We start from the raw sequence: 12408 nt of genomic DNA, 5'->3' as shown, positions 1-12408 counted from the left end.
AGTGTTGATTTCAGAACGTTGCTGGTCAATTTTATCAAGCAGTGGGGTAATGCGCTGTTGGGAAGCAACGGCTTCCGCATCATTTTCAAAGTGGTTGAACCATTCACGCCAGTTGACCAAAATTCTGGACAGGGTGAGGTGCTGTAATACATCGGTCAGGTCTGTAGTAAGTTCGGGCTTACCCATAATCCGCATATTGTATAGACTTTGCTGATTGCTAAAGATAAAAATTTTAATTAGGTCAATCAGTGTGGTGTTGATCTCGACATCAATTGTACGATCATTGGCGGCAAGGTCGAATAAAATGCCTTTTTCAGTGAACTGAATGTAAAAATCAAAGAAAGGGATGTAGCTGTTTATCCTGATCGTGGTTTTTTTCTGGATCAGTTTCTGTGCCTGTAAGCGCAGGGTGGCATCGTGGGTTAAAATAAAGGAAAAAAAAGTCTCTAAAGCAATCAATGTCACATTTAGCCATAAATGTTTGGATTTTGAGCTTTCGTTCATTGATTGATTTTTCCTTACCAATATCGCTATAAAACAACAAGACTTGTAAGCCTGATCATCCTTACTCAATTATTAAAAATAATTTACAGGTCTTTGTTGCTTTGTAGAACAGTTTTATAAAACGATCAAGTCTTAATTTTGATATTATAAAATCATTTTTATGGTTAAATACCACATACTGTTTGTAAAGTGCTTGGGAGCAATGGTCAATGGATAACTCGAACATAGAAAATCCGAATGAAGAAGCTGAGGTAAAAACTAAGCCAAAATCAAAGAGTTCAAAGAAATCTGCACTCGATTTCAAAAAGTATACACAACAAATCTGGTTGGCAGGTTTAGGTGCTTTTTCACGTGCTGAAGAGGAAGGAAATAAATTATTTGACTCCCTGGTCAAAGTCGGTGAGGAGCTAGAATCCAAGACTGTAGATTTTGCTGATAACACCGTTGGAAAAGTGACTGAGAAAGCCAAAGAGTCGGTGACTGACACCAAAGACAAGGTGGAAAAAATTCTGGATACAGGTGTGAATCATTCGTTGAATCGTATTGGTCTAGTCACTCCAAAAGATCTCCAGCATATCGAGCAACTTTTAGTTCAGCTACATATTAAAGTAGATGCATTGATTGAAGAAAATAATCAATTAAAGAGTAAATTGAATAAAAAGTAAAAAATATAGGCACTCGTCTGTTTATGTGGTTTTTGAGTATTTATTTTTGCTAAAAAGGTCTTTCTGGTATTGCGTTCTCCCCTAAAGCATTGCTATAAAGGCGGCATGGCCTTTTAAACTATAGCCTTGGATCTTAACAAACGATATTAAGAGGATGTTTTTTATCATGAATAAATCAGAATTAATTGATGCGATTGCTGAAAAAGGGGGAGTATCTAAGTCGGATGCTGGTAAGGCACTCGATGCAACAATTGCATCAATCACTGAAGCGCTTAAAAACGGTGACACGGTTACTTTAGTTGGTTTTGGTACTTTTAGCGTTAAAGAACGTGCTGCACGTACTGGTCGCAATCCTAAAACGGGTGCAGAGCTTCAAATTAAAGCAAGCAAAGTGCCTAGCTTTAAACCAGGTAAGGGTTTGAAAGATTCAGTTGCGTAATCTTTTTAAATCAATAAACGCACCGTTTCGGGTGCGTTTTTTATTTATTGAATGAAAAATTCGCTTTGAGCCGTATTCTGCATTCATTCGCTTTGTTTTTTCAGTTAAAATTGCCCCGAAATAAAATATTGGAATTCTTATGGAATCGTTTCGTACAGTCATTAAGGGTTGGCTTGGCAAAGTCCTGTTAGTTTTGTTTTTGACCCCTTTGGCACTTGTAGGTATTGAAGGATATTTTAGTGGTAGCAATAAGGCAGACGTTGCGAAATCGGTTAACGGTCAGGATATTTCTAATAAAGAATTAGAAAGCGCAACCAAAAATTATAAAGATCAATATTTATCATTGGTTAAGGGTGATGAATCACTGCTCAACCTGCCTGTGATTCAGCAAAAGGCACTGGATGCGCTGGTTGCGCGTAGCTTGCTTTTGCAGCAGGCCGAAAAACTCGGTATTTCTTTAAGCGATGTACAGCTTGAGCAAATGTTGGCGCAACAGCCGAGTTTTCAGGAAAATGGCAAGTTTTCCCAGCAGCTCTATGAAAATTACCTGCGTTCAGTGGGCATGACCAATCAGGGGTTGATTGCCAGCCTACGTCAGGACCATGCCTTGAAAATGATTTCAACCACCTTGATGGATTATGCATTGGTGAGTCAGTCAGACCTACAGCAATTGGCTAACTTGCAGACAGAACAGCGTACCCTGCATTTGGCAAGCATCAAGCTGGATGATTATAAAAAGGGTGTAACTGCTTCCAGTCAGGAAATCACAGATTACTACAACAAGCATAAAAATGAATTCAAGCAGGTTGCAAGTGTTGATGTAGATTATGTGGTTTTAAGCCCAGCATTACTTCCTGCGACCAATCTTGCAGTAACAGATGCCGATTTACAGCAAGCTTATAAAGCATTTGTTGAAAAACAGCAAAAAGATGTAAAACGTCAAGTTAAACATATTTTGATCACCACGGATGCCCGTGATGATGCTGCGGCTCAAAAGCTTGCCAATGAGGTCTATGCAAAAATTCAGGCAGGCATGACATTTGCTGATGCCGCTGCTCAGTTTTCTGATGATCCAGGCTCTAAAACTCAGGGCGGTTTGGTGGCGACCTATGCACCAGGTGTTTTCTCAACTGATTTTGACAATGCAGTCAATGCATTAAAGAATGGTGAAATTTCAAAACCTGTTAAAACCCAATATGGTTATCACATTATTGAAGCAAATTCTCCAATGGTGAAATTGCCGTCGTTTGAATCAGAAAAGGTACGTTTAACTGCTGAAGTTGAGAAAACCAAACTGGCGAATCTATTCAGTGATACGGTCAATAGCCTGAATGAAATGGTAGTTGGTAGTGATTCTCTGGATGCGGTTGCACAGGAAGTAAAAGGTGCTCGTGTTGAATCTGTTAAGGGTGTAACCTTAACCACTGATAACCCATATTTGAGCGATTTGAATGTTAAGGCCAAATTGTTTAATGATGATGTGAAGAATGGTGATCGTAACGCATCTTCAAATATTCAGTTGGCAAATGGCGATACCATCTGGATTAAGGTTCGTGACTATCATCCAGCAGGGATCAAGCCATTGGCACAGGCCACAGCAGAAGTAAAGGCGAAAGTGGTTGAAGAGAAAGCCTATAAGGCTGCTCAGGCAAAAATTGCTACCATCCTTGCTGATTTTAAAACCCAACCTGCTGCACAGGTGGTTGCAAAATCACAGGTAACTTTTGAAGATGCAGGTACATATGCACGTTCTCAGGGCTTAAAGCGTGCGATTGAGCGTGCAGCATTTAGTATCCCAGCACCGAGCAAAGAGGGTATGTGGTCTGCTACAACAGCTAAACTGCCAAATGAACTGGTGATTGTTGCTGTTTCCAATGTGAACACCAGTATTGCGAGTGAGTTGCCACCAGAACAAATGCATGAGTTGAGCAAACTCTATCAACAGTTCCGTGGTCAACAGATTTTGGAAGACTATACTGAATATTTAAAATCCAAGGCGAAGATCAAATGAGTTTGTTCTAAGCATAAAAAGCCAGTTTTCATCAACTGGCTTTTTTATTGGAAGAGGTTGGTTATTTTTTTTGAATAAATTTCGCTTCCTCAGATTGAGGATACTTGTTAAGCAACTTGGCCTTATACTGGTTTGCCAAGGCTGTATTTTTATCTACATCTTTTGCAATGCTATACAGCTGATAAACTGCACGTGAAGCTTTTGCAGAGTTAGGATAGCGTGTGGCAACAATATTGTAATTCTGCTTGGCTGCCTTATAGTCCACAGGCTCAACAGCTAAATAGAACTCAGCCAGCCAAAAATAGGCATTGCCCACATAAATACCATTCGGGTGGTTTTTAATAAAGTTTTGCATTGGCTCAATTGCCTTTTTAGCGCCACCTTGTTTATATGCATCTAATGCAACCGTATAAGCTGCTTTTTCGAGTTCAATCTGGTTATTGGTGGTGTTTGTTGTTGCCGTATTTGTCTGTGGCTGCACAGCAGCACGGGCCTGTGTCTGGGCTGGAGGTTTAGGTGTCACATCCGCTACTGGAGGCGGGGTGGGTGTTATTGGGGTTGCTGTCCGCTCTGTTCCAGCCTGAGCGGTATCTGTAGCACCATTTTCTTCGGTATTTTCTTCTGGTGGATCAATTTTCTGTGAAAGTAGCTCCAGACGCTGGTCTAAATCTGTATAGCGGTTTGCAAGCTCTTTCTTGAGTTGTTCAATCGCATTGTCATGTTCTTCTAACTGGCCGCGTAATTTACGAATTTCTTCTTCAAGTTTTTGATTCTTTTGCATGATTTCCCAGTTTAAACTTGGAGAACCTGCAACGACGTTATTGGCTTGCTGTTGGCTTAGGGCACGAGATTCAATCGGGACATTGGCATATAAATGCGTACTGCTGAGTAGCGCAATAAAAAGTATAGAATGCTTTTTTAGCATGAAAATTCATCCATAAAGTTGAAAAACAAAGCTGTGGGCGAACAAGTCTTCATTTTTTACTTGCAACACACCGAATACACGTTTTTGATTTAGCCATTAAAACAGCAACTCGTTTAAATGCAATAAGCATTTACAATCTTCAAGCACTTTTGAAGAGAATTAGAGAGCTGTTGTTTAATGTTTATACAGCTTTTAAGTCGGTTATAAAGATATAGTGGCAGTATTGATGAGGAATTAGGCAGTTGAATTAAAAACTTACTGAAAAACAGAGACAAGTCTTGCAACTCAGGTAAAAATCTCTATACTTTGTCAGGCAATGGTAGCCCTACTGGTAGCTTCGCAATTGTACTCTACGAACCCCGCCAGGACCGGAAGGTAGCAACGGTAGTAGAACTATGATGTGCCGAAGTCATGCTGGTAGGGTTGCCACCAATCACTCTTCTTCGCTCGTTCGGGCAACCGCTTTCATAATTACATCCATATCAAAGCCACGGTATTGTAAAAACCGAATTTGTTTTGCCTTTGTTTTTGGATCCTTGGTTACAGCCTCTCCAAATTTTTTAACCTTGAGCTGATACGCCTGTTCATACCAGTCAATATCTTGAAGTTCTTCGGTAATCAATTCAGTATCGAGCTGCTTGGCCTTTAATGTCTGTTTGATGCGTTGTAAGCCTTTTCCCTTGCGAATTTGGCTGGCCAAAGTCTGTTCGGCAACGCGTTGGTCACTCTGATAGTTTTGCCCAGCTAATTCCTCCACCAGATTTGCCACCTCATCAGGATGAACTGCATATTGATTGAGTTTTGTGATTAACTCCGCTTGTGAGTAGTCACGGCGGGTCAGTAGGGCAAAGGCATAAGAGCGTAGTCTCTGACCTGTCAGGGTTTTGGGCTTTTCAGCTTTTTCTGAATTCAACATATTTTCCTCATGAAACAAAAACGCCCCGTAGGGCGTTCTAGCTTAGTTTTCTAACAAGTCTGGTTCTTCTGCATCTTCAGTTTGTGCGGCTTCATTATTGTTTTTGGTGAGAAGTTGCTCACGAATAAGCTTTTCAATTTCCTGAGCCATTTGTGGGTTTTCTTCAAAATGACGAATCACGTTATTTTTACCCTGACCAATTTTGTTGCCTTGATAAGAGTACCATGCACCCGCCTTTTGTACGATTTCCTGCTGTACCGCAAGGTCTACAAGTTCACCGAGTTGGTTGGTGCCTTTGCCATACATAATCTGGAACACTGCTTCACGGAAAGGAGGCGCCATTTTGTTCTTCACAACCTTAACCCTGGTTTCAGAACCCACAATTTCATCGCCCTCCTTAACCTGTCCAATACGGCGAATGTCCAGACGTACAGAAGCATAGAACTTAAGTGCGTTACCACCTGTTGTGGTTTCAGGGCTACCGAACATTACACCAATCTTCATACGAATCTGGTTAATGAAGATCACCATACAGTTGGAGCGTTTTGCATTACCCGTGATTTTACGTAATGCCTGACTCATCAAGCGTGCCTGCAACCCCATATGTGAGTCACCCATTTCGCCTTCAATTTCAGCTTTAGGGGTTAACGCCGCAACAGAGTCGACAACGATTAAGTCAATTGCACCTGAACGAACCAGCATGTCGGCAATTTCCAACGCCTGTTCACCATGGTCTGGTTGTGATACCAGCAGGTTGTCAATATCCACGCCTAATTTACGCGCATACTGCGGGTCTAGGGCATGTTCCGCATCAATAAAGGCACAGGTGCCACCATTTTTTTGACACTGTGCAATCGCCTGTAATGTCATGGTGGTTTTACCTGAAGATTCAGGACCATAAATCTCAATGATACGGCCTTTTGGTAATCCGCCAATGCCGAGTGCGATATCCAGTGTTAAGGAACCTGTAGAGACAGCTTCAACTGCCTGTACTGTATTGTCACCGAGGCGCATCACCGTATTTTTACCAAACTGTTTCTCAATCTGGCTTAATGCAGCTTGTAACGCCTTGTTTTTATTATCATCCATCTCAAAACCTCAAAACTTTATCTTCTTAACGACTAACCCAAGTGGATGTATTGAATCTCAACTTGTTGGGACTTGGGTATAGTGGCAGATTCTCATTGTTTATTCTACATCTGATCCGTGTCTGTACGACACAAGATGACGCATCCATTATTGTAAAAATTACTCGTCATGGTAAGACCATGATTGAGCATTTTCATGTTTAAAACGATTGATATCACGACGGTCTTTTTTACTTGGTCGGTGATCTGGTCGGGCTAGATTATGCATTTTTCGCTGTGAGGCATGCAACTCCCGACGTTCAATACTTTCTGCTGTTTCTTCATAAAGCTGCTGGGCAATTGGTGCGCCACCACGAACCGCAGAAAGAGCCTTGATGATTACGGTTTTTTTCTCAAAACCCTGCTGGATGGTGAGTTCCATACCAATGCGCACGTCTTTGGATACCTTGACGCGTTCATTCTGGTGATGGACTTTACCGCCCTCTATGGCAGCCTTGGCAAGGGAGCGTGTCTTAAAAAAACGCGCTGCCCAAAGCCATTTATCAATGCGCATGGCATCCATGCTTGCTGGTTCATGCTGTTTTTGCATCTGTATCCTGTAGTTTAATTTCAAGATAATCGACAAGTTCAGTGAGATGGTCGAGTGCAGGGTAAGGAAGTTCTGTTGCCGCTCTTGCAGGCTTTGCACTTGAGGGCTGTAGAATACTGAATAGTTGAGCGATGCCAAAGTCTTCTGCACCTTTGAGTACCGCAATGGTGTCATCCACAAAAACAGCTTGGGCTGGATTAAAGGGATGCAGTTGTTGTAGCTTTTGCCAAAATGCAACTTCCTCCTTGGCATGTCCCAGTTCCTCACTGCTGACCATTACTTCAAAATAGGGGCTTAACTCGATATTTTCAAGTTTAAGCTGTAGCCCTGCGTGGTCAGCATTGGTCAGTAACCAGCAGCGATAGCCCCGATTTTTGAGTTGTTGCAAAAGTTGATGACAGCCTATACGGGCACGAATTCTTTCACGATGTTCGTATTGGAGTTGTAATACATCAACACCAACTTTCGCCGTCCAGTAAGCCGAAGAATACCAAGATAGTGTATGCTTATGCTGTTGGTAGAACTGAAACAGGGTTTGTTGGCTCTGTTGCAGACTGCATTGATGGACCTGGGCATGTCGCTCTGGCAAACAATGATTCCAGATGAAATCGTCAAAGGCTAAATCAAGTAAAGTGCCATCCATATCAAAGAATATGATGGGTTGCTGCTGTAAATCTGAATATGACATAAGGTTGATCTATGTTTATTAAAACGCTTGCCCCACAGGATCAGTTGATTTCGCAACTTGTGCCAATCATGGCGCAGGCAAGTCAAATATTGCTGGAAGAATACCAAAGTTATTGTGCAGGTTGCGAGTTTAATATTCAGGAAAAAAGTGATGATTCACCTGTGACACAGGCTGACCTCAAGATAAACCGTTTTTTATTAAAGCACTTGGCGGAAATAACCCCCGATTTGCCTGTATTGTCAGAAGAAAGTGATTATTCTGCCCGAGCTGCATGGCAACGTTGCTGGATGCTTGATCCTCTTGATGGAACCAAGGAGTTTATTCATGAACGTGATGAATTTACCATCAACCTGAGCCTGATTGAAGACAGTCAAACTACTTTCGCGATTATTGCGGTGCCGTGTGAACAGGTGATGTATATCGGTTATACCTCACAGCAGCCTTATAAATACAGTTTTAGCCGCCAGCAATGGTCGCAGTACCAGATTGAAGAACATGTGGCTGAAGCAGCAATTCAAATTGGCCTGAGTCATCATAGTAAGAATCCAAAATACAAAAACTTTATTGAACAGATTTTGCGGTATCGTGAGGTTATTCGTCGTGAGGCGGGCAGCGCCTATAAATTCTGTATGATGCTGGAGGGGGAAATTGATATTTATCCGCGCTTTCATCCAACCTCTGAATGGGACACCAGTTCAGGACAGGCTTTTCTGGAAAGTATTGGTGGTGGTTTGATGACGCTGGATGGCAAGCCATTTCAGTACAACCAGCGTGAGACTGTGCTGAACAAGGGTTTTATCGCCTTTAGAGATCAGGATTGCAAAAAAATTGCTTATGATGCCTTGAGTCATTCAGGCATTTTAGATTGAGAGTTGAGCAGCTCATGGTATAGTGGGCTAAATTCTTATCTTTTATAATTGTAATATGGCCCTGCATTTATTGCCAAAAAGTATGTTTGAAGCAATTGATTTACTTCCCAATGCTTCAACCCCAGTGACTTTATTTACCCGCCACTCGCTGCGTGAGCTGGTAAATGGTCAGGGCTTGGCAAGCTATGATCTACAGTTGACTGAACAGGGGCGGGAGCTTGCCTATGCATGGGGGCAGTATTTAATTCAGAATACAGATCGGGCCATTCAGCACTGTATTTCAAGCCCAATCCAGCGTTGCGTGGATACCGCCGCATTGATGATAGAGGGTGCGGATCGCACCCATAAAGTGGTTAATACCCATACCATTGAAATTGTTGAACAGCGTTTGCTGGTTGAACCAGGCAGCTTTGTACTGGATATTCAGCAGGCTGCGCCCTATTTCCGTAAACAAGGTGCATTAGGGTTTATTAATAGTTTTGTGAACAATGCTTTGCCTGGTATGAAACATCCAATTACAGGCGTTTTTGATGTTCTGGAGCTGTTATATCATACCCATCCGACGCAACATCAGGGTTTAAGCTTGGCTGTTAGCCACGACACCATTCTTGCTGCGATTGTTGCTGTTATTTCAGGTAACAAACAAATTGAACAGTCCGATTGGCCTGACATGATGGAGGGGCTGTTTGTCTGGTTTGAGGGAGAGGATTTTAGCAATAGTAAGCTAAAATGGATTTGGCGTGGTCAAAAGCATGAACTGGTCATTAAAGATTTTCAGAATAAATAAGACTTTTGAAAAGTATGATTTAATTGTGCAATTTAAAATTAACAAACTACTAACGTTGCATTAGTAAATTGAAGATAATAAAAAAGCCCGAAAATCGGGCTTTTTTACATGCATCAAATTAGTTAGCTAAAGCTTTAATTTGAGCGTTTAAGCGGCTCTTGTGACGAGCAGCTTTATTTTTGTGGATGATGCCTTTATCAGCCATACGGTCGATTACAGGAACAGCTTTTTTGTAAGCTTCTGTAGCAACACCATAATCACCAGCAGCGATTGCATTTACTGTACGTTTGATGTAAGTACGAACCATAGAACGCAAGCTTGCGTTGTGTTTGCGTGCTTTAACGTTTTGACGAGCACGTTTTTTAGCTTGAGCAGAGTTTGCCACTCGTGCACTCCTTGAAAATAAGTTGGTCTGGGCGGGCTGAAGTTTAAACCAACAAAATTGGAAACATTCACCAGCCCGTAAACAAGTGCCATATTTTGAGGAAACTACGTCGCGAAGTCAAGCCTTGTAATGTGTTTAACTACATTTAACAGGTGATAATCTTGCAAGAAAACGTTACATTAACCCTAGTTATAACTTGAGTGATATAAAAATGAAAAGAGGTGATAAAAAAGCAATTGTGATTGGTGCAACGGGTCTGGTTGGCCAGGCCTTGGTGGAACGGTTGCAACAATCAGATGATTTTAGTTTAATCACGGTTGTGGTGAGAAAAAATTCAGATATATTAAAATCTTATAGTAAAGTAACACAGCTTATTCTGGAAGATTTTCTTTTGTTGAATGATGAGGACGTCAGTTCACATACCCATGCGTTTAGCTGCTTGGGAAGCACCATTAAACAGGCGGGTTCAAAAGAAAAATTTTATGCAATTGATTATGAAATCAATGCACACTTTGCTGATCTGGTTCAGGATAAAAATATTCATTTATTGGTTGTCAGTGCCTTGGGAGCGAATGCTAAATCGCCAATTTTCTACAATAAGGTAAAGGGTGAACTGGAACAATATCTCAAAAGCCTCTCAATTTATAAACTTTCAATTTTCCAGCCTTCATTGTTGATTGGTAAGCGCAGTGAAGTAAGGGTGTTGGAAGATATGGCTCAGACCGTATATAAACTGGTCGAAAAAGCTTGGACCAAGCCGTTTAAAGTTAAGCCTGTATCAGCTGAACAATTGGCGCATACTATGCTGGTCGCAGCCCAGACCCAATCAGCTGCATTTAAGCTGTATGATAATTTGAGTATACAACAAACCCAATAATGGAGAACTTCAGTGGCAACAATCCCTTTTGTAACCTGTGACCTGTTAGATGATAATCCTGAGAAAGACCTACAAGTCGTCACACCAAGCCTGGATGGAAAATTCTTTAAAAGTTATGGTGCGCGTAAAACTTTTGGTGGGCAGGTTGTAACAGTCAAGTGTTTTGAAGATAACTCACGTGTAAAAGAGCTATTGGCAACTGACGGTACAGGCAAGGTGCTGGTTGTGGATGGTGGGGCTTCCATGCGTTGCGCGCTAATGGGCGATTTGATTGCTGAATCAGCTGTGAAGAATCATTGGAATGGTGTGGTGATTTATGGCTGTGTGCGTGATGTTGACGCGATTGCTGAACTGGATTTAGGGGTTCATGCATTGGCTGCAATTCCACAAAAAAGTAACCGTAAAGGCATAGGTGAAGTTGATATTACCTTGTATTTTGGTGGCGTAACAATCAGTTCTGGTGATTATATCTATGCTGATAATAACGGAATTGTGATTGTTAAAGAAAAGTTGGTCGACTGCTAAAAGGAACATGATATGCTGAAAATGGTGAATCATCAAATTAAGGTTTTACAATCTGTTGTTGCAACTTTAATTGAAGGTGGAAGAGGTGTGATGGGAACACCCCAACCGAATCAGCCTTCGAAACCGTTAAAACTTTATGAGTTTGAAGGTTCACCCTTTTGCCGCCGTGTTCGAGAGGTCATTACCTTGCTGAATCTGGATGTGGAAATTTATCCATGTCCTAAAGGTGGGAAGAAGTATCGCCAAATTGTAAAAGATAAAGGTGGAAAAAAACAGTTTCCATTTTTAATTGATGAAAATACAGGGGCTCAACTTTATGAGTCACAAGAGATTATTCATTATCTATTCAAGCATTATTGTAAAACAGGGCAAACTCCTAGGAAATTCAGCCACTATCCAAAGCTTCCGTATATTTCGGCTTTGGCTTCAGTTGCCAATGTGGGTCGTGGTATCTGGATTGACCAGCAGATTATAGATCGTCCCGCTCCAGAAAAGTTATTAGAGTTGTGGAGCTTTGAGGCAAGTCCTTATACACGTTTAGTGCGTGAAGTTTTAACCGAATTAGAACTCCCTTATGTACTACATAATGTACCAAAAGAACGCTGGCAAGATATGGGACCTGCGGTTTTACGTTTGAAACCAGGCCACTATATTCCACTGCCTAATGGCAAGCGTGAAAAAGTGGTTGAAGTCATGGGGCGTGATATTCAGGTGCCATATCTGGTTGATCCAAACACAGGCGTGAAGATGTTTGAGTCAGCCAAGATTGTTGAGTACCTGAAAAAGCAGTACGGAAAATAAATTAGGACTTACGCATTGACGGATTCAAAAAAGTATTCAACTAGTTTATAAAGTATCTGTGATCAGACGAACTAAACATGCTTCTACAGCAACTTGTACATTACCCATTTGAGAAGTTTCAGGTAAGACGATCTAAACTGATTTTGAATCATATTTTTTCAGCCTTGATGGCCTACGTGGAGATACAAAAAAACCAGTTTGAGCAGATCTTTGAAAATGTATATCGTTGGCAGAAGAAATTATTTAGACCAATGATCAAAAACTTCATTGATGACTTTATTCTCGATAAAAATCATCTGCTACCACAGAGAGTCTATAAATAACAGTGCGTAAGTCCTA

15 protein-coding genes, 1 other RNA gene and 1 pseudogene are annotated in these 12408 nt (G+C 41.3%); 10 read left to right on the top strand and 7 right to left on the bottom strand.

The features are described 5' to 3' along the window. On the bottom strand, positions 1-504 hold a 504-nt coding region (locus B4H32_RS02830; RefSeq protein WP_286799708.1), incomplete at its 3' end, for a hypothetical protein. Positions 505-713: 209 nt separating this feature from the next. On the opposite strand from B4H32_RS02830, the gene B4H32_RS02825 reads away from it, so the two are divergent. From B4H32_RS02825 to B4H32_RS02815, 3 genes are all read left to right on the top strand, one after another. Beyond that, positions 714-1169: a phasin family protein gene (locus B4H32_RS02825; protein ID WP_004677856.1), complete on the top strand. Its 456-nt coding sequence runs from the start codon at positions 714-716 to the stop codon at positions 1167-1169. Positions 1170-1335: 166 nt separating this feature from the next. Further along, positions 1336-1608, top strand: coding sequence for an HU family DNA-binding protein (locus B4H32_RS02820; protein WP_262450428.1), 273 nt, complete (start codon positions 1336-1338; stop codon positions 1606-1608). 139 nt (positions 1609-1747) lie between these two features. Next, the gene (locus B4H32_RS02815) at positions 1748-3619 is read left to right on the top strand and encodes a SurA N-terminal domain-containing protein (RefSeq protein ID WP_004758238.1); all 1872 of its coding nucleotides are present in this window, start codon (positions 1748-1750) and stop codon (positions 3617-3619) included. Between the two features lie 61 nt (positions 3620-3680). Here the strand turns inward: B4H32_RS02815 and B4H32_RS02810 are convergent, their stop codons facing one another. Continuing rightward, on the bottom strand, positions 3681-4544 hold the full coding sequence (locus B4H32_RS02810) for a YbgF trimerization domain-containing protein (RefSeq protein WP_004680958.1): 864 nt from the start codon (positions 4542-4544) through the stop codon (positions 3681-3683). Positions 4545-4870: 326 nt separating this feature from the next. On the opposite strand from B4H32_RS02810, the gene ffs reads away from it, so the two are divergent. After that, positions 4871-4967, top strand: an RNA gene (gene ffs, locus B4H32_RS02805) — signal recognition particle sRNA small type. A 10-nt stretch (positions 4968-4977) separates the two neighbouring features. Here the strand turns inward: ffs and B4H32_RS02800 are convergent. The 4 genes from B4H32_RS02800 to B4H32_RS02785 form a co-directional block, all read right to left on the bottom strand. After that, the gene (locus tag B4H32_RS02800) at positions 4978-5460 is read right to left on the bottom strand and encodes a regulatory protein RecX (RefSeq protein ID WP_004680957.1); all 483 of its coding nucleotides are present in this window, start codon (positions 5458-5460) and stop codon (positions 4978-4980) included. A gap of 42 nt (positions 5461-5502) precedes the next feature. Then, positions 5503-6549 (bottom strand): recombinase RecA, encoded by a 1047-nt coding sequence (gene recA, locus B4H32_RS02795; protein ID WP_004680956.1) that lies wholly within the window; start codon positions 6547-6549, stop codon positions 5503-5505. 159 nt (positions 6550-6708) lie between these two features. Continuing rightward, positions 6709-7137, bottom strand: coding sequence for an RNA-binding S4 domain-containing protein (locus B4H32_RS02790; protein ID WP_004677846.1), 429 nt, complete (start codon positions 7135-7137; stop codon positions 6709-6711). Next, positions 7121-7825 carry an HAD-IA family hydrolase gene (locus B4H32_RS02785; RefSeq protein WP_004680955.1) on the bottom strand — a complete coding sequence of 235 codons (705 nt, stop codon included), beginning with the start codon at positions 7823-7825 and terminating at the stop codon, positions 7121-7123. Before B4H32_RS02785 ends, B4H32_RS02790 begins: the two co-directional genes overlap by 17 nt. A gap of 11 nt (positions 7826-7836) precedes the next feature. On the opposite strand from B4H32_RS02785, the gene B4H32_RS02780 reads away from it, so the two are divergent. Further along, on the top strand, positions 7837-8694 hold the full coding sequence (locus tag B4H32_RS02780) for a 3'(2'),5'-bisphosphate nucleotidase CysQ family protein (protein ID WP_004680952.1): 858 nt from the start codon (positions 7837-7839) through the stop codon (positions 8692-8694). A 55-nt stretch (positions 8695-8749) separates the two neighbouring features. Beyond that, positions 8750-9481: a histidine phosphatase family protein gene (locus B4H32_RS02775; protein ID WP_004680951.1), complete on the top strand. Its 732-nt coding sequence runs from the start codon at positions 8750-8752 to the stop codon at positions 9479-9481. 118 nt (positions 9482-9599) lie between these two features. Here B4H32_RS02775 and rpsT read toward each other — a convergent pair whose 3' ends face one another. Continuing rightward, positions 9600-9866 carry a 30S ribosomal protein S20 gene (gene rpsT / locus B4H32_RS02770; protein WP_004677838.1) on the bottom strand — a complete coding sequence of 89 codons (267 nt, stop codon included), beginning with the start codon at positions 9864-9866 and terminating at the stop codon, positions 9600-9602. Between the two features lie 211 nt (positions 9867-10077). Between rpsT and B4H32_RS02765 the strand changes: the two genes are divergently transcribed. The 4 genes and pseudogenes from B4H32_RS02765 to B4H32_RS02750 all read left to right on the top strand — a co-directional run. After that, positions 10078-10743, top strand: a complete 666-nt coding sequence (locus B4H32_RS02765; RefSeq protein WP_004680950.1) for an NAD(P)H-binding protein — start codon at positions 10078-10080, stop codon at positions 10741-10743. Positions 10744-10755: 12 nt separating this feature from the next. Further along, positions 10756-11268, top strand: a complete 513-nt coding sequence (gene rraA, locus B4H32_RS02760) for a ribonuclease E activity regulator RraA (RefSeq protein ID WP_004680949.1) — start codon at positions 10756-10758, stop codon at positions 11266-11268. A gap of 12 nt (positions 11269-11280) precedes the next feature. Then, positions 11281-12069, top strand: coding sequence for a glutathione S-transferase N-terminal domain-containing protein (locus B4H32_RS02755; protein ID WP_286799698.1), 789 nt, complete (start codon positions 11281-11283; stop codon positions 12067-12069). A gap of 107 nt (positions 12070-12176) precedes the next feature. Beyond that, a pseudogene (locus B4H32_RS02750) lies at positions 12177-12392 on the top strand (IS701 family transposase); the annotation flags it as partial. Positions 12393-12408 lie beyond the last annotated feature (16 nt).

The organism is Acinetobacter sp. UBA2063 (assembly GCF_002333245.1).
Taxonomy (GTDB): domain Bacteria; phylum Pseudomonadota; class Gammaproteobacteria; order Pseudomonadales; family Moraxellaceae; genus Acinetobacter; species Acinetobacter parvus.
Note: the sequence above shows the minus strand (reverse complement) of the source record. Positions and strands in the feature narration are given on the sequence as shown.

What these genes read in the sequence shown, in the direction of transcription:
- B4H32_RS02780 (WP_004680952.1), top strand. Translation starts at nt 7,837, where the DNA reads ATGTTTATTAAAACGCTTGCCCCACAGGATCAGTTGATTTCGCAACTT.
- B4H32_RS02820 (WP_262450428.1), top strand. Translation starts at nt 1,336, where the DNA reads ATGAATAAATCAGAATTAATTGATGCGATTGCTGAAAAAGGGGGAGTA.
- B4H32_RS02765 (WP_004680950.1), top strand. Translation starts at nt 10,078, where the DNA reads ATGAAAAGAGGTGATAAAAAAGCAATTGTGATTGGTGCAACGGGTCTG.
- B4H32_RS02800 (WP_004680957.1), bottom strand. Translation starts at nt 5,460, where the DNA reads ATGTTGAATTCAGAAAAAGCTGAAAAGCCCAAAACCCTGACAGGTCAG.
- B4H32_RS02815 (WP_004758238.1), top strand. Translation starts at nt 1,748, where the DNA reads ATGGAATCGTTTCGTACAGTCATTAAGGGTTGGCTTGGCAAAGTCCTG.
- B4H32_RS02775 (WP_004680951.1), top strand. Translation starts at nt 8,750, where the DNA reads ATGGCCCTGCATTTATTGCCAAAAAGTATGTTTGAAGCAATTGATTTA.
- B4H32_RS02810 (WP_004680958.1), bottom strand. Translation starts at nt 4,544, where the DNA reads ATGCTAAAAAAGCATTCTATACTTTTTATTGCGCTACTCAGCAGTACG.
- B4H32_RS02825 (WP_004677856.1), top strand. Translation starts at nt 714, where the DNA reads ATGGATAACTCGAACATAGAAAATCCGAATGAAGAAGCTGAGGTAAAA.
- B4H32_RS02785 (WP_004680955.1), bottom strand. Translation starts at nt 7,825, where the DNA reads ATGTCATATTCAGATTTACAGCAGCAACCCATCATATTCTTTGATATG.
- recA (WP_004680956.1), bottom strand. Translation starts at nt 6,549, where the DNA reads ATGGATGATAATAAAAACAAGGCGTTACAAGCTGCATTAAGCCAGATT.
- B4H32_RS02790 (WP_004677846.1), bottom strand. Translation starts at nt 7,137, where the DNA reads ATGCAAAAACAGCATGAACCAGCAAGCATGGATGCCATGCGCATTGAT.
- B4H32_RS02755 (WP_286799698.1), top strand. Translation starts at nt 11,281, where the DNA reads ATGCTGAAAATGGTGAATCATCAAATTAAGGTTTTACAATCTGTTGTT.